The following is a 21,815-nucleotide window of genomic DNA, read 5'->3' on the forward strand; positions in this document are numbered from 1 at the left end:
TCATGCATACCGATGCCGTTCCCACCGCGGGGCCGGTTCCCACCGCGGAACCGATTCCACTCGTGGAGATGAAGGACATCTCCATCACCTTCGGCGCCGTCCGAGCCCTCGACGGGGTGTCGTTGCGACTCTTCCCCGGCGAAGTGCATTCACTGATGGGTGAGAACGGTGCCGGTAAGTCGACGTTGATCAAGGCACTGACCGGGGTCTACTCGATCGACCGCGGAACCGTCACCATCGACGGAACCGCACACGAGTTCGCTACTCCGAGCGCGGCCCAGGCTGCAGGTATCAGCACCGTCTACCAGGAAGTGAACCTTCTTCCGAATCTGACTGTCGCAGAGAACATGCTCCTGGGCCGCGAGCCCCGACGCCTCCCCGGAAAACTGTTGGGTGCCATCGGCGGTATCGACACGCGTGCAATGAACCGCCGTGCCCGAACGACTCTCGATCGGCTCGGGCTCGACATCGAGCCGTCGTCGGTACTCGGCGATCACCCGATCGCTGTGCAACAGCTCGTCGCCATCGCCCGTGCGGTCGATGTCGATGCCCGCGTACTCATTCTGGACGAGCCGACCTCGAGTCTCGACAAGGACGAGGTCGAAACTCTGCACTCCGTCATCGAACGGCTTCGGGCAGACGGTACGTCCATCGTGTTCGTGTCGCATTTCCTCGATCAGATCTACCGTATCTCCGACCGAATGACGATCCTGCGCAACGGAAAGCTGGTCTCCGAACGCCTGGTTGCCGACACTCCACAGTTCGAGTTGGTCGAATTGATGATCGGGCGAGAGCTGGACACCTTGCGCGAACTCGACAGCCGCGAGCCAGTACTCGTCCCTGCAGAACAGACGCCCGTCGTGGAAGTGCTGGGTATCGGCCGCAAGGGCGCACTCGAAGCAACCGATCTGTGTCTGCACGCCGGACAGGTCGTCGGCATCGCAGGTCTGCTCGGGTCCGGCCGTACCGAGCTCGCTCGCCTGCTCGGTGGAGCCGATCGATCGGACTCCGGATCGATCGAAGTGCATTCGACCAAGCACCGCATTCGTAGCCCACGCCAGGCCGCTGACCAGCGTATCGCTCTCACCAGTGAAGATCGCAAGGCCGACGGCGTCGTGGCCGATCTGACGGTGGCAGACAACATGCTGCTCGCGCTGCAGGCCAAGCGTGGGTGGCTTCGTCCCATCCCTCGTTCCACCCGCAGCGCGCTCGTCCAGGAGTACATCACCGCACTCGACATCAGACCCGCCGACCCGAACGCGTTGATGCGCAATCTGTCCGGCGGAAATCAGCAGAAGGTGCTCCTTGCCCGCTGGCTCATCACCGAACCCGAGCTGCTGATTCTGGACGAACCGACGCGCGGCATCGACATCGGCGCGAAGGCACAGATACAGACTCTGGTAGCCGATCTGGCCGCGCGCGGAATGTCGGTGGTGTTCATCTCCGCGGAGCTCGAAGAGATTCTGCGTCTCAGTGACCGCATCGTGGTCATGCGAGATCACCGCAAGATCGACGAGCGAATCAATGACGGTGTAACGGTCGGCGACGTGCTCGCCACCATCGCCGCCGGGGTCCGCACCGACGAGCCCGTCGCGGCCACCACTCCGACCACCGACAGGAATGTCGCATCATGACCCGCACCCTCGAACCGTCGGCCACCGCACCCGCCCGCGTGCGCGCCGCGTTCTCTCAGCCCGTCCTCTGGCCGCTGCTGGCGTTGATCGCCCTGATCGTGGTCAATGTCGTTGTCACACCTGATTTTCTCGACATCAGGATCGAGAACGGCGGCCTGTTCGGAAACGTCGTCGATATTGCGCGCAATTCCGCGCCGCTCATCCTGGTGGCCGTCGGCATGACGCTGGTGGTGGCAACTCGCGGAATCGACCTCTCCGTCGGCGCAGTGGCCGTCATCGCTGCCGCGGTTGCGTGCACTCGAATTGTTGCGGCACCGGACGAGGGAGCCACGACGACGATGATCATGGCCGTTGTGTGGGCACTGGGAGCGTGCCTGCTGCTCGGTCTGTGGAACGGGCTTCTGGTGTCGGTCTTCGGCATTCAACCCATCATCGCGACGCTGATTCTGATGGTCGCCGGCCGCGGGCTCGCCATGTTGATCACCGACGGAAACATCACCACCGTCAACAACCCGGCGTTCAGCAAGCTCGCGTCGGGCACGCTCCTCGGATTGCCACTGGCACTGATCATCGCGCTCGCGGTGGTGGCGGCGACCGCACTGCTGACTCGACGCACTGCGCTGGGAATGCTCGTCGAGGCCGTCGGGATCAATCCGGAGGCGAGCAGATTGGCCGGGGTCCAGTCACGCACGATCGTCTGGACGGTCTACGTGTTCGCCGCAGTGTGCTCGGGAATGGCCGGTCTGATCATCGCCGCGAACACCAACTCGGTGAATGCGAACAGCCTCGGCCAGTGGATCGAGCTCGACGCGATCCTCGCTGTCGTCATCGGCGGAACGGCTCTGACCGGCGGCCGGTTCTCCATCGCCGGCACCGTGGTCGGTGCCCTGCTGATCGGCACCCTCACCCGCACCATCACCAATGTCGGCATCCCGTCCGAGGCCAACTACCTGTTCAAAGCGGTCGTCATCATCGTGGTCTGTCTGTTGCAGTCACCGCGAGCCCGCGCATCTCTGCGGACGTGGTTCCGCACCGACTCCTCCAAGGCGGTACGACCGTGAGCGACCTCATGACTGCTCCCCCCACGACCACCTCGGCAGCGCCGGGTCCCACGCCGTCGGCCTGGGACCGCGTGAAGCGGTACTCCCCACCGTCTCGTTTTCTCCCCGTCATCGCCACGTTCGCTCTGTTCATCGGTCTGTTCGGACTCGGAGAGTTTCGCTACAGCGGCTTCGCCGATCCTCAGGTGTTTCTCTCACTGCTGATAGACAACTCGTTCCTGATCGTCCTGGCGGTAGGAATGACCTTCGTCATCCTCACCGGCGGAATCGATCTGTCCGTTGGATCCGTCGTCGCCCTGTCGACCATGATCGCTGCGCGCACACTGCAATTGGGCTGGCCGCCACTGCTGGTCATGGCCGTGGTGTTGCTGTGCGGTGCCGTGCTCGGCACCGTCATGGGCGCACTGATCCACTACCTGCAGATCCAACCGTTCGTCGCCACGCTCGCAGGCATGTTCCTCGCCCGGGGTCTGTGTTACATGATCGGCGTCGAATCCATCCCGATCACCGACGATACGTTCTCGTCCATCGCCTTCGCCGTCATCGAACTACCCGGCGGCTACACGATCACCTGGAGCGTGGTCATAGCACTGATCACCGTGTCGATCGCTGCATACGTGTTGGCCTGCACTCGTTTCGGACGTTCGGTCTACGGCGTCGGCGGCAACGAAGCGTCCGCACTGCTGATGGGCCTCAAGGTGGCGGCCGTGAAAGTGGGCGTCTACACCATCAGCGGATTCTGCGCGGCGCTCGCCGGCCTGCTGTTCTCGTTCTATGCTCTGTCGGGTTACAGCCTCAACGCCGTCGGCATGGAACTCGACGCCATCGCCGCGGTGGTGATCGGCGGAACACTGCTCACCGGCGGCCGCGGGTACGTCCTCGGCTCACTGGTGGGAGTCCTGATCCTCGGTGCCATACAGACTTTCATCGCATTCGACGGAACCCTGAGCTCGTGGTGGACGCGCATCACGATCGGAGTGCTGCTCCTCGTGTTCGTCGTCGCCCAGCGCCTGCTGACAGCGAGGAAGAAGTGACCAACACGGGGATCGACGGCAAAGCACCCGTCATGACCGACGTCGCCCGACTGGCCGGGGTATCTCACCAGACGGTGTCGCGAGTGATCAACGGCCAGAACAATCTGCGTCCCGAAACACGGGACCGAGTTCAGAACGCCATCGATCAACTCGGCTACCGTCCGAATCGCGCGGCCAGGGCACTGGTCACCAAGCGCTCCGCCTCGATCGGAATCATCGGCTCCAAGGGCGGTTTCTGGGGGCCGAGCACCACGCACCGCACCGTCCAGAGCGCAGCACGTGACGCTGGATTCTCCGTCAGCGCGGTCAGTCTCGCAACGCTCACCCACGGCGAACTGGTCGGCGCACTGCATCACCTGCACGACCAAGGAGTCGAGGGCATCGTGTTGATCGCCGCAACCGACGACGCGGTGGCCGCCGCCCGATCCGAAGAGTCCGTCGTTCCCGTCGTCGTCGTCGAGGGCGACCCCGCCACCTCGACGTGGACCGTGGGTATCGATCAGATCGGCGGCGCTCGGCTGGCTACGCGGCACCTGATCGAGGCAGGCCACGAGCGCATCGTGCATCTGTCCGGCCCACAGGGATGGACCGAATCGCGAGGGCGCGAACAAGGTTGGCAGGATGCGCTCGACGACGCCGGGCTACCGTGGACTCCGGTCCTCCGCGGTGACTGGTCCGCACGCAGTGGCTACGAAAACGGGCTTCGCCTCGCCGAAGACCACACCGTCACCGCCGCATTCTGCGCCAACGACCAGATGGCCCTCGGCCTGTTGCGTGCATTCCACGAGAGTGGGCGTCGTGTGCCCGAGGACTTCGCCGTCGTCGGGTTCGACGACATCCCCGAAGCCGCTTTCCTGATCCCACCACTGACGACGATCCGGCAGGACTTCACCGAAGTCGGCAGACGCGCAATCGATGTCCTGCGCGCGGCACTCGACGACACCGCCCCGCCCGAGGCCTCCATCGAACCCGAACTCGTAGTCCGCTCGTCCAGCACCAGTGCACCACAAATAGGAGAATCGCATGTCCAGTGACCGCTACACGGTAGGAGTGGACTACGGCACTCTCTCCGGCCGTGCCGTAGTCGTCCGCGTGTCCGATGGTGCCGAAATCGCATCTGCCGTGCACGAATACCGACACGCTGTGCTCGAGGAAACTCTGCCGGGCGGTGCCGTCCGACTGCCCGACGCGTGGGCTCTACAGGTACCGGACGACTATCGCGACGTCCTCCGCCGCGCGGTGCCCGCTGCGATGGCTGCTGCGGGCATCTCCCCGCAACAGGTAGTGGGAATCGGGACCGACTTCACCGCATGCACCATGGTGCCCACCTACGCGGACGGCACCCCGCTGAGCGAAGACCCGCGATTCGCCGACCGACCACACGCATACGTCAAACTGTGGAAACACCATGCGGCACAGGGACAAGCCGATCGCATCAACGAACTGGCCGCCCGACGCGGCGAAAGCTGGCTCCCCCGCTACGGCGGCTTGATCTCCTCGGAATGGGAATTCGCCAAAGCCCTGCAGATTCTGGAGGAAGACGCCGAGATCTACGGGGCCATGGACCGGTGGGTCGAGGCAGCCGACTGGATTGTCTGGCAGCTGTGCGGAAACTATGTGCGGAACGCCTGCACCGCCGGATACAAAGGGATCTACCAGGACGGGCACTACCCGTCCGTGGACTTCCTCTCCGAGCTGGCACCGGGCTTCGCCGCTTTCGTAGCCGACAAACTCGATCAGCCGTTGGGCGATTTGGGTGCTCGCGCAGGTACGTTGACCGCCGAGGCTGCTGAATGGACGGGGCTGCCAGAGGGCATCGCCGTTGCGGTCGGCAACGTCGACGCGCACGTGACCGCGCCCGCAGCGGGTGCAGTGGAACCGGGCCGGATGGTTGCGATCATGGGGACCTCGACGTGTCACGTGATGAGTTCGACTGTGCTGAAGGAAGTTCCCGGTATGTGCGGGGTGGTCGACGGCGGTATCGTCGCCGGATCCTTCGGATACGAGGCAGGACAGAGCGGCGTCGGCGACATCTTCGGATGGTTCACGCGCACCTCGGTTCCCGCGTCCTACAGTGAGGCAGCTGCCGCAGCCGGTGAGTCGGTCCACGAGCACCTGACTCGGCTCGCTCAGACACAGGACGTGGGCGAGCACGGATTGGTTGCCCTGGACTGGCACAGCGGAAATCGGTCGATCCTGGTCGATCACGAGCTGTCCGGTCTGGTCATCGGATCGACACTGGCGACGCGGCCGGAGGACACCTACCGCGCCTTGCTGGAAGCAACGGCGTTCGGCACCCGCGTCATCGTCGAGACCTTCCGCGACAGCGGCGTTCCGGTCGAAGAATTCGTGGTGGCGGGCGGGCTTGCCCGCAACCCGTTGCTGATGCAGATCTATGCGGATGTACTGCGAATGCCCTTGTCGGTCATCGCTTCCGCACAGGGACCTGCCCTGGGTTCCGCAATCCATGCTGCAGTCGCCGCCGACTGCTATCCCGACGTGCCGGTGGCATCGAAATCGATGGGCAAGGTTCGCCGCGGGGCATTCGTTCCGGACGAGGCCCGCTCGGAAGCATACGACTCGCTGTACGAGATCTATCTGGAACTGCACGATCGCTTCGGTCGGGACGTACCGACCATGCGCCGGCTGCGATCACTTCGACGCGCAGCCCTGACCAGGAAGCTGGAAGCGAAATGACAGTTGTCGACGATGTTCGCGAGGTCGTCGCGGAAATCCGCAAGGACGTGTGCGCACTGCATGCGGAATTGGTGCGCTACGGATTGGTCGTGTGGACGGCGGGCAACGTGTCCGCGCGCGTTCCCGGTCGAGACCTCATGGTCATCAAGCCGAGCGGCGTCTCCTACGACGATCTGACGCCGGACAACATGGTGGTGTGCGATCTGCACGGTCGAGTGGTCGAAGGCGACCACTCGCCGTCGTCGGACACCGAGGCACAGGCATACGTCTATCGCCATCTCGACCACATCAACGGTGTGGTGCACACTCATTCGCCTTATGCGGTCGCATGGGCGGCACGAGGAGAACCCATTCCGGTCGTCACCACGATGTGCGCCGACGAATTCGGCGGAGACATTCCGGTGGGTCCGTTCGCCGTCATCGGCGACGACTCGATCGGCCGCGGCATCGTCGACACCCTCGCCGACAGTCGGTCCCCTGCGATCCTGATGCAGAACCACGGTGTCTTTGCGGTGGGCCCATCCGCCCGATCCGCTGTGAAGGCAGCCGTCATGTGCGAGGACGTCGCACGGTCAGTTCACCTGGCTTATCAACTGGGACAACCACTTCCCATTCCGCGATCCTCGGTCGATGCACTGTACGACCGCTATCAGAACGTCTACGGCCAGCGCTGACCGGCGCCACTCACTCTTTCCACGGAAGGTACATTCTCCATGTCCGAAGTATGGTTTCTCACCGGCAGCCAAGGCCTTTACGGTCCCGAGACGCTCGAGCAAGTAGCAGTCCAATCACGGGAGATTGCAGACAAACTCGATGCGGCCCTTCCCGTCTCGGTGGTCTGGAAGCCGGTGCTGCTCGACGCCTCGTCCATCCTGCGGTGCATGCGCGAGGCCAACGCCGCCGACGACTGCATCGGCGTCGTCACCTGGATGCACACTTTCTCCCCCGCCAAGATGTGGATTGCAGGCCTCGATGCACTGGACGTTCCACTGCTGCACCTGCACACCCAAGCCGGAATGTCGTTGCCGTGGTCCACGATCGACATGGAGTTCATGAATCTCAACCAGGCTGCGCACGGTGATCGAGAGTTCGGCCACATCGAATCCAGGGTCGGCGTACTGCGTACCACCGTCGCAGGCCACGTCGACAATCCATCGGTACGGACGCGGGCGGAGCAGTGGGCACGTGCGGCACTCGGCCGGGCCGAGTTGCGGTCGCTGAAACTGGCCCGTTTCGGCGACAACATGCGCGACGTCGCGGTCACCGAGGGAGACAAGGTCGAGGCGCAGCTGCGGTTCGGCGTCTCTGTGAACACGTACGGCGTCAACGATCTCGTGGAAGTAGTCGACAGCGTCGGTGATGTTGCCGTCTCCGAGCTCATCGACGAATATCGATCGCTCTACGACATCGCCCCGAGTCTGGACACAGACGGGGACCGGCACGACTCCCTCCGCTACGGCGCACGCGTCGAAGCGGGACTGCGGCAATTCCTCACCGACGGCGGATTCAAGGCGTTCACCACCAATTTCGAGGACCTCGGGGGGCTGCGTCAGTTGCCGGGATTGGCGGTGCAGCGACTGATGGCCGACGGTTACGGCTTCGGTGGCGAGGGCGACTGGAAGACGTCGATGTTGTTGCGGGGCATGAAGGTGATGGCTGAGGGACTGGACGGCGGTACGTCCTTCATGGAGGACTACACCTACCACCTCGTCCCCGGTGAGGAGAAGATCCTCGGCGCACACATGCTCGAGGTGTGCCCGTCCATCACGACGTCGCGCCCCACATTGGAAATCCATCCACTGTCGATCGGCGGACGCGAGGATCCGGTGCGGCTGCGATTCACAGCCGATCCAGGACACGGCGTCGTCGTGGGACTGTCCGACGTCGGCGAGCGATTCCGCCTGACGGCCAACGTGATCGACGTGGTCGAACCCGACGAGGCTTTGCCGAAGCTACCTGTCGCATGTGCAGTGTGGGAACCACAGCCGTCGTTGTCGGTGTCGGCAGAATCGTGGTTGACGGCCGGCGCGCCCCACCACACTGTCCTGAGCACGGCCATCGGTCTGCCCGTACTGGAGGCATTCTCGGACATGATCGGGGTCGAGCTGCTCGCCATCGATTCCAGCACCACTACACGCGGGTTCCAGCAAACACTGCGATGGAATGCGGCCTACCATCGGCTGGCTGCGAGGTTGTGAGCTCGTAGCGCCTTCATTCACCCGTGTCGTCGGCGGTATTCCTGTTCGGCCCCGGGATGCAAGGGAATGCTGCCGGTCATGACGAGCGAGCGGGCGTCGAGGAACTGACTCCCCACCGCTTGCCCCGGAACCAGTGCGGACGATCGATCGAGCAGCACGGCCACCAGTTTCGCGACAACAGCATCGGGCACCTCGGGGTGCGCCAAGAGCACGTTCGGAATCCCGACGGTCGTCACCTCGGGATGCTCGCCGTACACGTTCGCCGGAACGAGCACCGCCTCGTAGGCGGTACCGAATTCGCGGCGCAGATCAGCGACGACGGCTCCCAGATCGAGCAAGCGGATCGCGGTTCGAGGCGCGGCGAACGCCGGGGTCGGCAATCCACCCGCCCACATCACTGCGTCGATCTCGTTGTCGGCCAATGCATCCGACGCCGCACTCATCGGCATCTGCACCTGTTCGACCGCAGCTGATCCGGACACACCCACGGCGTCGAGGACACGTTGCGACACCATGGTCGCACCGGACCCCGTGGCTCCGATACTCACCCGGCGACCCCGCAGATCACCTGCGGTCCGGATGTCGGAGTCCGCTCGTACCGCGACCTGGAAGTAGTTCTCGTACACGCACCCGACCGCCGCGAGATCTGCACTGGGATCGCTGTACGCCGCGTCGATGAGAGTCAGCGCCAACTCGGCCCGTCCGGTGCCGAGGGCCCCGAGGTTGTCGATGGAACCCGCCGACGTCAACGGAACGATATCCGCTGCACCGGCCTCTGCGGCACCGTCGGCCAACAAGCCTGCAAACTCCCAGAAGAAGCCGCCGATCTCGCCCGCGGCGAGACGCAACCGTGGCGGCGGTTCCGATGCGCAGGCTCCCATCGCAGCTGCCACCGAAGAAACCACAGCGGCCCGCAGAGCTGTTCTTCGAGAGAACAACGCTGCGGGCCGGGTCATGTCAGACACCCTAGGGCGTCACGGTTCACTCGAAGGCTCGCCCCTGCTCCCGGTCGAGGACGGTCTCCGTCTTGTTCCGCAGAACGAAGATGTAGACCAGAAGCGAAATGGCGATGACGATCGTCACGTAGAGGATGAACCAGCCGACGTGCCCGCCGTTCTTCGCAGCTTGGTAGATCAACGGAGCGGTACCGCCGAAGGCAGAGTTCGCGAGCGCGTATCCCAAACCGACGCCGAGTGCACGGATGTGGGAGGGGAACAGCTCGGCTTTGACGATGGCATTGATCGAGGTGTAGCCGGTGAGAATGACGTAACCCACGCAGACCAGCGCCAAGGACTGCACCACCGACGTGGCCGACGGCAGATAGGTGATGAGTACGTAGGTGTACAGCACCCCGCCGACGCCGAAGAAGACGAGCAGTGGCTTGCGACCGACCTTGTCGCTGATCAACCCACCGATGGGCTGCAGCAGCATGAGGAAGACCAGCCCGAACAGGTTGATCCATGTTCCGGTCATTCCGCGGTCCTCGTACGCCGCCTTGATCATCGAGGGTGCGTTGACGCTGTAGGTGTAGAACGCGATGGTGCCACCGGCCGTCACCATGAAGCAGATCAAGAGAGCACGCCAATGCCTGGTGACCAGTTCTTTCATGGATCCCGAAGATTGATCGGCTCCGCTACGAACGGCCTCGAGCTGGTCCTTGGTCAGCGACTCGTCCATACTGCGGCGCAGCCAGAAGACGACCACTGCGGCGACGCCACCGATGAAGAACGCAATCCGCCAACCGAAGTCCTCGATCTGCTCCCGCTCGAAGAAGACCTGCATCAGCAACAGCGTCACCTGCGCCAGAACGTGTCCGCCGATCAGCGTGACGTACTGGAACGAGGAGAAGAATCCGCGACGCTCACGGGTTGCGGCCTCGGACATATAAGTGGCCGACGCTCCGTACTCACCACCGGTGGCGAACCCCTGCACCAGACGGCACAGGATGAGGATGACAGCGGCCCACACGCCTATGCTCTCCCGCCCGGGGGTGAACGCGATGACCATCGAGCATGCCGCCATCAACGAGACACTGAACGTCAACGCGGCACGACGGCCTTTGCGATCTGCGTAGCGTCCGAAGAACCACGAACCGACCGGACGCATCAGGAAGGTGACCGCGAAGATGCCGTAGACGTAGATCGTCGAGTTCTTGTCGGCCGAGTCGAAGAACTGGTTCTCGAAGTAGGTCGCGAAGACGGTGTAGACGTATACGTCGTACCACTCGACGAGGTTGCCCGACGACCCGCGCAACGTGTTGTACACGGCGCGACGAGTGGCGGCGGGAGACGAGATGGGTGGGGTCGATCGCGGCGAGCCGGAGATCGACGTGGCCTCGTTGGCCATGCTCTGGTCCTTCCACATTCAGCGGGCGGTGGGCTGCCGGCTGGCAGTCGGCAACCGAAGTCCCCCTACTGTGACGGCAAGCACAGCGCGAAACCAAGCTGTTTCGCGATTCCTAACACTCCCTTAGGAAACGACCCTCGGTAGCCGAATCTCCACATTCAGTCCCGACGGTCGACGCGCCACGACCCGGAGGGATCCGCCCGCCCGCTCGGCGAGCGCATGGACGATGGACAGACCGAGGCCGGTTCCGTCCCCGCGAGCAGTCGACGCCCGGAAGAATCGATCGACGACCTTCGGCAGCTCGTCGTCAGGCACGCCGGGCCCGGTATCGGACACCCACATCGTGACGTCGGTGTCCGATGTCCGACGGCCGATCTCGATTTCCGAACCGGCCCCTGCGTACTTGGTTGCATTGCTCAGCAGAGCATCGAAAATTCGAGTCAGGTCGTCCTCCGTCATCGGCACTCGGCCGTCCTCATCGGACTCTCGCGACGAGACGTCCACACTCATTCCCGCCGATGCCACTGCGCTCGACCAGAACTCCTTCCGATCCGCAATGACAGTGCTGGGGTCGCACGCCGTCGATCGGGTGCCGGACGGTGTTTCGGCGGCCGCGAGAACGAGTAGGTCTTCGACGACGGCACTGAGGCGGTCGACCTCGAGGGTTGTCCGACGGTGCACTTCGGCTGCCGACTCGGGTACTCGCATCCCGAGCACATCGATTCGGATTCTCAACGCCGCCAACGGATTACGGAGAGCATGCGCAGTATCTGCCACCAATCGTCGCTGCGCCGCGGTGGCTGCCTCCACGTCGTCGGCCATGGCGTCGAATGCTCGGGAGAGTTCGCGAACCTCCGGCGGCCCATCGTAGGCGGCGGGCTCTGCGCTCGGGACCTCGTCGATCGGAAGCTGATCGTGGAACTTGCCACCGAACGAGTGAACGCGCGACGACAGCGCGGTCAGTGGCCGAACAACCCAACGTGACAACGCAACAGCGATCACTGCCACCGTTGCGAGAATGAGAAGAGCTCCGCCGGCGATCACCATCCAGGCAGTACCGACATCCCGACGGGCCGGGGTAGTCGACGCCTCGAGGACCACCGCGCCGTCCACCTGGGTTCCCCCGCCGACCGGGGCAGTGATCAACGCCGTCGACTGCGACCACGGAGTCAGACTCGACGGTAGGTCACCCCGCTGATTTCGCAACGCCCCTGCGATGGCCTGCTGCACGTCGGCGCGGTCGAAGTCCAGACCCGACAAGGCACGCGCCTGCCCGTTGCGGTCGACGACGGCGATTCCCTCGTCGTACAGATTTGTGTAACGCTGCACAGACTCCTGAAGGCGAGGAATACCGGACCAGTCCTCTCGCGAACCCAGATCGGCGAAAAACGTGGCGGCGGCTGTCCTGTTCTCCGTGAATCTCTGGGCCCGCTCCCTGCCCACCAACAGAGCCAACGGCACCGCCAACGCCAGCACGACGACAGTCGAGTAGATCATCAGCACCATCAGTACACGCAGGCGCACGTCAACTGTCCCAGCGGTAGCCGAAGCCGCGGATGGTGACGATGGTGCCCGGCCGATCGAGCTTGGAACGCAAGGCCGTCATGTGCACATCGAGCGTCCGCGAAATCGCGACGTACGCGTCACCCCAGATGGCGTCCATCAACTGCTCCCGGCTGACCGCTTCGCCGCGTCGAGTCACCAGATGAGCCAGAAGGTCGAACTCCTTGGTGGTCAGTGCGATGTCTCGTCCGTCGACTTCGACCCCTCGGCCGACGAGATCGACGGCGATGTCGCCGAGAACCACTCTGTCTGCGCCGGCATCGATCGTCGCGCTCCGACGCCGCGCCGCCACCTCGAGCCTCGCATGCAACTCCCCCAACCGAGCCGGCTTGACCACGTAATCGTCCGCGCCGGCGCGCAGAGCCCGCACCACCGACCGCTCGTCGTCGCGCGCGGTGAGCACCACCACCGGAACCGAACTCAGGGTCCGTAGCTTACGAAGGACTTCGAGTCCGTCCATGTCCGGCAGCCCGAGATCCAGTAGCACTACGTCCATCCGGTGATGACCGAGGAGCACGTCCGCACCGCGGCGCATGCGAACAGGGGCATGCCCCACCTCGGTCAACGCGTCCACCAACGCGTCACCGACTCCGTCGTCGTCCTCCACCACAGCAATGCGCATCGACCTCGAGACTAGGCCACCATCCGCTTTCGCACGCCCGGTGCACGGTGGCCAGGCTTCGAATCAGAGTGATTCGAAGGGTGGCCGCGTCCGTGCGCGCGGGTTACTTTCGGGGTTGATGCTCTGCTCGAATCGATGTGGTGGACTCCTGGTCTGCCCGACAGTGAGGACTTTCCCCTCGTATGGCGCTCAACAGCGGAACACTGATTCACCTCGTCGCAAAAGACGGAAAGCAGGACGAGGTCGCTGCCATTCTCGGCGAGGCGCTGGGGGCCGTGGCTCGAGATCCGAAGACCGCCACGTGGTACGCGTACCGAATCACCAACACCGAGTTCGGAATCTTCGACTCCTCCGAGTATTCGGACAGATCGGATACCGACACACATCCGGTATTGACGCGACTGTCCGATGAGCTGCTGGACCGAGCGCCGACGGTGCAGCCGTTCGACGTCATCGCAGCCAAAGCCTGAAGCCTCCTGCGATTACCGCAGGTCCGACCTCGTACACGACACATCGATCGAAAGAGCCGTACATGAACGCAGGGCCGGACACCGCACGCAAGCAGCTCGTTCTGAGCGCTTTCGACATGGCGTGCGTGGTGCACCAGAACCCAGGCATGTGGACCGATGCCGATGATCAGACCCACCGATACACCGACATCGAGTACTGGGTGGAACTGGCGCAGACGTTGGAGGCCGCGGGGTTCGACATCCTCTTCCTCGCCGATGTCTTGGGCTTCTACGACGTGTACGGCGGCAATCGAGACGCTGCACTCCGTACCGCCGCACAGGCTCCGGTCGCCGATCCACTGTTGACGATCTCGGCCATGGCCGCAGCCACGAAGACGCTGAGTTACGGGGCGACGGTCTCGTCCACCTACGAGTTGCCGTACAAGTTCGCCAAGACCATGACGACCCTCGACCACCTCACCAAGGGGCGAGTGGCGTGGAACGTTGTCACGTCCTACCAACAGAGTGCAGCGATCAATCTCGGTTTGACGCAGCAGATCTCGCACGACGAGCGCTACGAGATCGCGGACGAGTTCATGGAGGTCTGCTACAAGCTGTGGGAGGGCTCGTGGGAAGAGGACGCGGTGGTGCGCGACCGCGCGCGAGGCGTGTACACCGAGCCGTCCAAAGTGCACGACATCGACCACGCCGGCAAGTACTTCACGGTCCCCGGTGCCCACCTCGGTGAGCCTTCGCCGCAGCGCACCCCGTTTCTGTTCCAAGCAGGCGCGTCGGCTCGGGGCCGCAAGTTCGCCGCGAAGCACGCAGAAGCGGTGTTCCTCGTCGGAGTCAACCCGCACGATGTGCGGCCCATCGTCGATCAGTACCGGATGCTCGCAGCCGAGCAGGGGCGTGATCCGCGAAGCCTGAAGATCATCATGATGCTCACCCCCATCGTTGCCGAGACCGACGAACTTGCCCACGAGAAGCTGCTGCAGGTCCAGAAGCATGCTCAGGTCGATGCCGCACTGGCACTGTGGGGCGGTTGGACCGGAGTCGATCTCTCGGGAGCCGACCCCGACAAGCCGTTGGACCAGTTCCGAGGCGACGGCATCCGCGCATTCAGCGACATGCTCACTCGCGTCGACAGCGAATTGGTATGGACACCGAGGAAACTGGCGGAGTGGCTGTGCGTCGGCGGAATGAGCGCAAGCATCGTCGGCTCACCGAAGACCATCGTCGATCACTTCGAGGAGTGGATCGAGGTTGCCGACGTCGACGGTTTCAACATCGCTCGCGTCACCAACTTCGAGACGTTCCGTGACTTCGGTGAATTGATCACCCCCGAGCTCCGTCGTCGTGGGTTGATTCCCGACACCAACCGAACCGAGGCCACCTCTCTACGTGAATTGGTGCTCGGACAACCGCGGCTACGGGACGATCACCCCGGCGCGTCCTTCCGACCCACGGCGAAGCCTGCCCCGAAGCAGGCCCCGCCGACGACGATCCGTGTGGCACCTCGCAACGTCGGCCTTCTGGTCACACTCACAGCGAAGCCCGACACCGTCGATGCTCTGGAAACCTGGCTGACCGAAATGCACGCTCACGCAGTCGACGAACCCGGGACCACAACGTGGTACGCGATCAAGCTGGACGACAATCGATTTGCGATCTACGACACCTTCCCCGACGAGGACGGACGCCAGGATCACATCCACGGCACGATCGTGAAATCTCTCCGCGAACGGCAACAAGAACTTCTCGCAGAACCGCCGGTCATTCGTCAGGTCGACTTGCTGGCCGTCAAATCCTTGTTGACGGTCTGATCGACCGACGTCACCGGTGTATCTCGCCCCGCCAGCCATCCGCACAGTGTCAGCGGAATCATGACCGCCAGCAGGGCGAGAAGGGGCGCGGTCCACGAGCCGGTCGAGCTGTGGATCGCCCCCACCGCGACCGGTCCCGCTGCGGCAACGAGGTAGCCGATGGATTGCGCCATGGTCGACAGACTCGTTGCCGTCGCAGTATTCGATGCTCGTAGATTGATGAGCGTCAGAGCGAGCGAAAGTTGGCCTCCCTGACCGAATCCGAGCAGAATCGCCCACACCGGAGCCAGCTCGTTACTGCCTGTCAGAACACCGATCAATCCCACGACGGACAATGCGACGACAGCAATTGCCAGCACACTCTGCCGACGAATGCGGGCGGCGAGTACGGGGACAGTCAGCGCCGTGGCGATGCTCGACACCGACAGCGCAGTCAGCAGCAATCCCGCGTTCTCGGCACTGAGCCCACGATCTCGGTAGATCGTGGGGAGCCACGCAATCATCGAATACGCGAGCAGCGATTGCAGTCCCATGAATCCGGTCACCGCCCAAGCGACAGATGATCGCAGAACAGCGGTCTGCCACCTCGGCGCGGCAGATCGGGTCGCGGAGGTCGTCGCGTGGTCGACGTGGCGATACCGCCATGCGAGAAGTGCCATGGCCGCCAGTGCGAAGACTGACGGTATCGCCCAGGCCATGAGAGTCGTTCGCCAGCTGTGGAATACCGACGAGTCGATCGGGATCGTGGCTCCCGAGGCGATTCCTGCGCTGGCACTGACCAGTGCGGTGAACAACCCCGTCATCCATCCGACTCGGTGTGGGAAGAGCAGTCGGATCAACACCGGACCGAGAACGTTCGCCACTGCGATGCCCATCCCAGCGAGCAGAGTTCCGATCATCAGCACCGGCCACCATGGCGCGCCCCGCAGCGCTGTCCCGACGAGAATCAGCATCAGGCATCCGGTCAGCACGACGGGTACGGTCCATCGCCGAACCGCCCGAGTCGCGGCCACGGCAAAAACACCCAGGCACAGGACCGGCGCGGTGGTCAGTAGTGCGGCCGAACCGGAGCCGAGGGCGTAGGACTGTCGAATTTCGGCGAGCACCGCCGAGGCACTGCCGAATACCAAGCGCAGATCGAGGCCGAGCAGGACGATTGCTGCCACTGCGGCACCCGTGCCCACCACGGAGACAGCTGTTCGATCGAAACCTTCCAGGCTGCCCGACGGGTGTTCCGAACCGGTATCGGTCACCACTGCTCCCATCAACGAATTGCCATGGTCCGTGATCGACCATCGCAGGCGGGCACCGACAAATCAACCCTGTGGGCAATTTCGGTGACCTATAAGGCAACATTGAGAATGTCGGTGTGCGTACCATTTCTTTCATGCCAGACCATCCGAGTGACGAGAACTGGATCGGACGCAGGATTGCGAGCCTTCGCCGCGAACGGGGCTGTACACTGGCCGCCCTCGGAGAACGGATCGGCCTGTCGACCACGCAGCTCTCACGTATCGAGTCAGGGAGTCGGCAGTCGTCGGTGGGCACGTTGATCGAGCTTGCGCGCGTGTTCCAGGTGACGTTGAGTGAACTCGTTGCCGAGGAGCCGACCCTCGCGTTTCATCTGGTGAAAGCCGGAGAGCAACGTCCCCACGAATCTGCCAACGGTGCGATGACGCCCCTGTCCGGCAACTACCCCGGTATCGATGCCGTCCTGTTGACCATCCCGCCCGCCTCGGATGCCCCGGTTGCCCACCACTCCGGCGAGGAGTGGCTCTACATACTGGACGGCTCGGTGGAGGTCACCATCGGAAACGACAATGTTCGACTCGACACCGGAGATGCGCTGCACTTCCCGTCGCTGAACGCTCATTCCGTCCGAGCACTCGGCGACGAACCCGCGCGCGCACTGCTGGTGTCCACCACCACGCGCGCCCACTGACGTCCCGCGGCGAAGAGAGGCCACGGCGAATCATGGCGAGGTCGAGGACAGTAAGGTCGGAGAATGACTGTACGAGCGGGTGTGGTGGTCACGGGGACCGAGGTTCTGGCCGGTCGGGTCGCCGACCGAAACGGCCCGTGGGTAGCCCAGCAACTCCTCGAGCTCGGCGTCGACGTCGCACACATCACGATCTGTGGCGACCGACCCGATGACCTGACGGCGCAAGTGCAATTTCTCGCGGACCAGCGCGTCGATCTGATCATCACCACCGGAGGCCTCGGTCCGACCGCCGACGATCTCACGGTGGCGACTGTCGCTGCGCTGTACGGCCGAGAGATGCACCTCGATGTTCGACTCGAGAAACGAATCTCAGAGATCGTCGAGCGTTGGCGCAGCCGGCTCAGCTCGGCTGTCGACTCCGAGCCGCTGAAGGCGGGAATTCGCAAGCAAGCCATGGTTCCCGAAGGCGCGCAATCTATTTCGCCCACCGGAACTGCGCCTGGCGTGGCGATATCAGCGAACGAGTCCGGGACGCTTCCGGCGGTGTTGATCTTGCCCGGCCCTCCCCGCGAACTGCAGGCGATGTGGAGCGAGGCTCTCGCGTGCGCGCCCATCGCCCAGGTCTTGACTCGACGCGCGCAGATCCGTCAGGACACCATTCGCGCCTACAAACTGTCCGAAGCCGATCTCGCCGCAACATTGCGGACGGCAGAGCGTGCCATCGAAGGATTCGACGCTCTCGAGATCACCACTTGCCTGAGTCTCGGAGAGCTCGAAATGGTGACCCGCTATGCGGAGCCGGCGGCACCCGCATACTCCGATCTCGTCGGTCTCATCGGAAAGCATCATGGCGCACAAGTCTTTTCGACCGACGGATCGACCATCGACGACATCGTGGCCGACCGACTGACCGGCCGAAGAATCGCCACTGCGGAATCGTGCACCGGCGGCATGATCGCGGCCCGGCTCACCGATCGCGCAGGCTCGTCGGCGTACGTGATCGGCGCTGTGGTGTCCTACGCGAACGAGACGAAGACAGGCCTACTCGACGTTCCCACCGAGTCCATCGAACAGCACGGAGCCGTCAGCGAACCGGTGGCTGCATCGATGGCCGAGGGCGCACGGCACCGACTGGGCGTCGACATCGCGGTATCCACCAGCGGAATAGCAGGACCGGGGGGCGGCACCGAGCTCAAACCGGTCGGCACCGTGTGCTTCGCGATCGCCGCCGCCGACCGACCGACCGTCACCCGCACACTCCTTCTTCCGGGCGACCGGGCAAGTGTGCGTGCGTTGTCCACCACGGCAGCGATGCACATGCTCGCCGACGCGTTGAAGCCCGACCGATGACCGAGGGCTCCGACCGGGTCACTGCTCGCCGACGATCACCCAAGGGAGCCGCGCGCAGATCGGCAATCCTCGAAGCCGCGTTGAACGCGTATGCAACCAGCGACAGACTCGGTCCACGCCTACGCGACATCGCCGAAGCGGCCGGAGTCACCGAAGCGGGCGTGCTCCACCATTTCGGCTCGAAGGACGAATTGTTCGTCGCGATCCTCCGCCGCCGCGACGAGGACGCTGCGGCTCTGCACGATCTCAGCACAGCAGAGGGGCAGAACGCCTACCTGGCCGAGACGACCACGACTCCAGGACTGACGAAGCTGTTCGTCGACATGTCCGCTGCAGCGGCCGATCCCGCTCATCCCGCACACGCCTTCATGGCCGAGCACCGTGCGGGTGTTGTCAGTGTGATCGCCCGACTCGCGCCCGACGCCGACCCGGAGACCATCGACGCTGTGGCCGCGCTGGCCGAAGGGCTACAACTGCAGTGGATTTCCGATCCCACCATCGACGTCGCGGCCCGAATGCGAAGGTTCACCACCGTTCTGCTCGACATGAACCGATAGCGCCTGCCACTGTCGGGTGATCGGCAGAACCCCCTTTCACGCTCACTAAACCTTGCATGATTCAGTTTTGATGTTATCGTTAGGCGAAGTAAGGGTTTGCGCATTCGGCACACCCACGACACCTTCGTTTTACCGGGGTACAGCTCAGCAAGGAGTACGCATGGTGCACAACACCGTTCGACGAGTCTCGACCATTCTGGCACTGACGGCTGCAGCGGCAACCTCGGTCGCCGTCGGTACCGCATCGGCCGATCCGCTTTCCTCACCGTTGACTCTCGAGACATACAGCCTGCCCCAGGCGGGGTTCTGTGCCGCAAAGATCGACGTGTCCATTCGACCCGGCGCGGAATCGAACTCCTACGTGATCGTCGGACCGGACGTTCGATACCTGGGCATCGGCCCGTGCGACCTCACCGCCACGCTCAGCTGGAAGGAACCAGCCACCGGCAGAACAGGTTCGGACGACATCCCGGTCACCAGCGGTCTGGTGAACTACGGGCTGAAGACCTTTTCGGGACACGGCCTCGTCGAATACACATTGACCACCAACGGGCCGCACACCACCGACAGAGCATCGGGCACGGTCCAGATTCCCTGACAAGTGCTTCAGGAGCAGGAGAGCACAGTGAACAGAATCGGAACGGCTTCGGCGTTCGGAATCGTCGGCCTGATCGCACTGACCGGATGCACCACCGTGGATACGGCACCGACGGATACCGCATCTTCGCCGCCAACATCGGCTGTGCAGCAGCCTGTTCAGGGTGAACCCTCCGCCACGGTCTCGGGAGAGAGCGGCAACTTCGACGGGTCGTCACCGGGTGGGCCCACGGACGGCGGTGCCGATAAGGACGACAGTTCGGGCGCGGCCGCCGTTGCGGCGTGCACCGCTGCAGACATCACCCCCACCCTCGGTGACGTCACGCCGAGCGATGTGCAGACAACGGTTGCGTTGCGCTACACCAACTCCGGATCCGTGCCGTGCAACGTCACGGGCTTTCCCGGAGCAACGCTGGAAGGGCCCGACGTCGACGGTCTCGGACAGGAGTACGACTTGGCGCGCGGCGAGACCACGCCGTCGACCACGATCACCCTCGAACCCGGGGCGGCCGCGGTTGCCGATCTGACTCTCGGCACGGTCGACAAGAACGACGAGCGGGCATGGATCCCGACTGCATTCCTGACTACCGCACCCGGGGACACGACGGTGATGACGCTTCCCTTCCCCGCAACGGTCGGCGTGCAGCGTCAAGACGGTGCGACGCATCCGGCGAGCTACATCGGTGCATTCAGCGGGCCCGTCGACTGAGTCGACACCGGAGCGCCGGACGGGTGTAGTTCCGCGCTCGGCGGGGCACTCCCACAATGTCCTGATACCGGCGACCAGTCGCCCCGACCCATAGGAGATTCCATGACGATGCCGAGCGACGCAAGCGAAGCAGTCCCGTCCCACGGCAGCAATGACGGTCCGCGGGAACCCACGCCCGAGACCGATGCCGTCGAAGGCGCGCACGTGGACGAAGAGAACGTGCCCCACCCTCCGACGGACACAGATCCACAGAACTGAGCCTTCGGCCGATCGTTACCGATCGGCCGAGTCGGACGGCAGCGTTCGGCGCGTTGCCCATCGATCGATCACTCGCCGCAAGGTGTCTGATTCCGATGTCGTGCGCAAACATGATGGCACCGACCGGTTGCGACGGCTTCGACTGCTGATCGCCCCAGGCTCCGCGGTCCGACGCGTACACGGTGTGAGCGGCGCTACCGGCGCTGCGGGTCAGCCAGTACAGGTGACGTGGGCGAGTACTTCAACCGCGGTCGGACAGTGGTGTGGGAAAGCAAATCCGGGCACGGACGGCACGATCACGTCGAAGGCCCGAAGGTCGGCATCGTCCGGCTCGGTCAGCAGTGGAACGAGATCGAGGAGCTCGAGATAATAACCCGGCCACCCGTGGCACAGCAGGATGGGAGTGGAGTCTGCGCGCGACGACCGCACGTGCAGGTAGCGGATGCGTTGCCCGCCTCCGCTCCCCACTACTGCGCAGACGCGTGACGTTGCCTGTGCAGTTCGCGGACAGCGTCGCTGAACTCGGCGTCAGGCCCGTCGACCACGATCCCCGGCACGATCTGCTCGATGGGCGTCGGCGAGATCGCGAGTGGAGTAGCGCCGAATTCTCGCAGCCAGGTGAGCAATTGAGCGGTCGACGTGGCGTAGACAATGCGGCCGAGCCCCACTATTCCGTGGCTCGCAGCGCACATCACACAGTGCTCACCGGAGGTGTAGACCGTCGCCGATCGACGCTGATCGGGGCTCAGATTGGTCGCAGCCCACCGCGACAGAGCGATCTCGGGATGTTGGGTGGGATCGTTTCGGTCGCCGACCCGATTCCTGTCCTCGGCCAACACTTCCCCGCCCTCCGAGACGAGTACCGATCCGAACGGATCGTTGCCCGTCTGCACTGCGTCCGCCGCCAAGTCCACAGCACGGGCAAGGAATGCACGGTCGCTCGAGGAGATACTCACAGGGCACCGCCGGGTG

The 21,815-nt window shown here is 63.9% G+C and carries 21 protein-coding genes and 1 pseudogene; 15 read left to right on the top strand and 7 right to left on the bottom strand.

Annotated features, from left to right (window positions below; translation table 11 throughout):
* Positions 1-2: 2 nt before the first annotated feature.
* The 7 genes from O4220_RS23555 to araA are packed head-to-tail and all read left to right on the top strand — an operon-like array spanning position 3 to position 8,624.
* Positions 3-1,634, top strand: a complete 1,632-nt coding sequence (locus O4220_RS23555) for a sugar ABC transporter ATP-binding protein (protein WP_269607955.1) — start codon at positions 3-5, stop codon at positions 1,632-1,634.
* On the top strand, positions 1,631-2,695 hold the full coding sequence (locus O4220_RS23560) for an ABC transporter permease (protein ID WP_269607956.1): 1,065 nt from the start codon (positions 1,631-1,633) through the stop codon (positions 2,693-2,695). The genes O4220_RS23555 and O4220_RS23560 overlap by 4 nt, the downstream gene beginning before the upstream one ends.
* Entirely contained in the window at positions 2,692-3,729 is a 1,038-nt protein-coding gene (yjfF, locus tag O4220_RS23565) for a galactofuranose ABC transporter, permease protein YjfF (protein ID WP_269607957.1), read from the top strand. Before O4220_RS23560 ends, yjfF begins: the two co-directional genes overlap by 4 nt.
* Positions 3,726-4,763 carry a LacI family DNA-binding transcriptional regulator gene (locus O4220_RS23570; RefSeq protein WP_269607958.1) on the top strand — a complete coding sequence of 346 codons (1,038 nt, stop codon included), beginning with the start codon at positions 3,726-3,728 and terminating at the stop codon, positions 4,761-4,763. Before yjfF ends, O4220_RS23570 begins: the two co-directional genes overlap by 4 nt.
* Positions 4,753-6,426 carry a ribulokinase gene (gene araB, locus O4220_RS23575; protein ID WP_269607959.1) on the top strand — a complete coding sequence of 558 codons (1,674 nt, stop codon included), beginning with the start codon at positions 4,753-4,755 and terminating at the stop codon, positions 6,424-6,426. Before O4220_RS23570 ends, araB begins: the two co-directional genes overlap by 11 nt.
* A complete protein-coding gene (locus O4220_RS23580) occupies positions 6,423-7,100 on the top strand; it encodes an L-ribulose-5-phosphate 4-epimerase (RefSeq protein WP_269607961.1) in 678 nt (225 codons plus the stop codon). The genes araB and O4220_RS23580 overlap by 4 nt, the downstream gene beginning before the upstream one ends.
* Positions 7,101-7,139: 39 nt before the next feature.
* Positions 7,140-8,624 carry an L-arabinose isomerase gene (gene araA / locus O4220_RS23585; RefSeq protein ID WP_269607962.1) on the top strand — a complete coding sequence of 495 codons (1,485 nt, stop codon included), beginning with the start codon at positions 7,140-7,142 and terminating at the stop codon, positions 8,622-8,624.
* A 17-nt stretch (positions 8,625-8,641) separates the two neighbouring features.
* Here the strand turns inward: araA and O4220_RS23590 are convergent, their stop codons facing one another.
* The 4 genes from O4220_RS23590 to O4220_RS23605 form a co-directional block, all read right to left on the bottom strand.
* Entirely contained in the window at positions 8,642-9,580 is a 939-nt protein-coding gene (locus O4220_RS23590) for a TAXI family TRAP transporter solute-binding subunit (protein ID WP_269607963.1), read from the bottom strand.
* Positions 9,581-9,605: 25 nt separating this feature from the next.
* A complete protein-coding gene (locus O4220_RS23595; RefSeq protein ID WP_269607964.1) occupies positions 9,606-10,970 on the bottom strand; it encodes an MFS transporter in 1,365 nt (454 codons plus the stop codon).
* A 123-nt stretch (positions 10,971-11,093) separates the two neighbouring features.
* Complete coding sequence (locus tag O4220_RS23600) at positions 11,094-12,494, bottom strand: sensor histidine kinase (RefSeq protein ID WP_269607965.1); 1,401 nt, start codon at positions 12,492-12,494, stop codon at positions 11,094-11,096.
* 1 nt (position 12,495) lies between these two features.
* Positions 12,496-13,155, bottom strand: coding sequence for a response regulator transcription factor (locus tag O4220_RS23605; RefSeq protein WP_269607966.1), 660 nt, complete (start codon positions 13,153-13,155; stop codon positions 12,496-12,498).
* A gap of 182 nt (positions 13,156-13,337) precedes the next feature.
* On the opposite strand from O4220_RS23605, the gene O4220_RS23610 reads away from it, so the two are divergent.
* Both O4220_RS23610 and O4220_RS23615 read left to right on the top strand, forming a co-directional pair.
* A complete protein-coding gene (locus O4220_RS23610; protein ID WP_269607968.1) occupies positions 13,338-13,625 on the top strand; it encodes a hypothetical protein in 288 nt (95 codons plus the stop codon).
* Positions 13,626-13,687: 62 nt separating this feature from the next.
* Positions 13,688-15,082: pseudogene (locus tag O4220_RS23615) on the top strand (LLM class flavin-dependent oxidoreductase); the annotation flags it as partial.
* A gap of 305 nt (positions 15,083-15,387) precedes the next feature.
* Here O4220_RS23615 and O4220_RS23620 read toward each other — a convergent pair.
* Positions 15,388-16,683: a CynX/NimT family MFS transporter gene (locus O4220_RS23620; RefSeq protein WP_269607969.1), complete on the bottom strand. Its 1,296-nt coding sequence runs from the start codon at positions 16,681-16,683 to the stop codon at positions 15,388-15,390.
* A gap of 134 nt (positions 16,684-16,817) precedes the next feature.
* On the opposite strand from O4220_RS23620, the gene O4220_RS23625 reads away from it, so the two are divergent.
* From O4220_RS23625 to O4220_RS23650, 6 genes are all read left to right on the top strand, one after another.
* A complete protein-coding gene (locus O4220_RS23625; protein WP_269607971.1) occupies positions 16,818-17,372 on the top strand; it encodes a helix-turn-helix domain-containing protein in 555 nt (184 codons plus the stop codon).
* A 63-nt stretch (positions 17,373-17,435) separates the two neighbouring features.
* Positions 17,436-18,722 carry a competence/damage-inducible protein A gene (locus O4220_RS23630; protein ID WP_269607972.1) on the top strand — a complete coding sequence of 429 codons (1,287 nt, stop codon included), beginning with the start codon at positions 17,436-17,438 and terminating at the stop codon, positions 18,720-18,722.
* On the top strand, positions 18,719-19,279 hold the full coding sequence (locus O4220_RS23635) for a TetR family transcriptional regulator (RefSeq protein WP_269607973.1): 561 nt from the start codon (positions 18,719-18,721) through the stop codon (positions 19,277-19,279). The genes O4220_RS23630 and O4220_RS23635 overlap by 4 nt, the downstream gene beginning before the upstream one ends.
* A gap of 160 nt (positions 19,280-19,439) precedes the next feature.
* Complete coding sequence (locus O4220_RS23640; protein WP_269607974.1) at positions 19,440-19,877, top strand: hypothetical protein; 438 nt, start codon at positions 19,440-19,442, stop codon at positions 19,875-19,877.
* A 27-nt stretch (positions 19,878-19,904) separates the two neighbouring features.
* Complete coding sequence (locus tag O4220_RS23645; protein WP_269607975.1) at positions 19,905-20,585, top strand: DUF4232 domain-containing protein; 681 nt, start codon at positions 19,905-19,907, stop codon at positions 20,583-20,585.
* A gap of 102 nt (positions 20,586-20,687) precedes the next feature.
* Positions 20,688-20,843 (top strand): hypothetical protein, encoded by a 156-nt coding sequence (locus O4220_RS23650; protein ID WP_269607976.1) that lies wholly within the window; start codon positions 20,688-20,690, stop codon positions 20,841-20,843.
* A gap of 210 nt (positions 20,844-21,053) precedes the next feature.
* Here the strand turns inward: O4220_RS23650 and O4220_RS27960 are convergent, their stop codons facing one another.
* Positions 21,054-21,311 (bottom strand): epoxide hydrolase N-terminal domain-containing protein, encoded by a 258-nt coding sequence (locus O4220_RS27960; protein WP_420030453.1) that lies wholly within the window; start codon positions 21,309-21,311, stop codon positions 21,054-21,056.
* The gene (locus O4220_RS23660; protein ID WP_269607979.1) at positions 21,311-21,799 is read right to left on the bottom strand and encodes a nucleoside deaminase; all 489 of its coding nucleotides are present in this window, start codon (positions 21,797-21,799) and stop codon (positions 21,311-21,313) included. The genes O4220_RS27960 and O4220_RS23660 overlap by 1 nt, the downstream gene beginning before the upstream one ends.
* Positions 21,800-21,815 lie beyond the last annotated feature (16 nt).

This window comes from Rhodococcus ruber, assembly GCF_027270735.1.
GTDB lineage: Bacteria > Actinomycetota > Actinomycetes > Mycobacteriales > Mycobacteriaceae > Rhodococcoides > Rhodococcoides rubrum_A.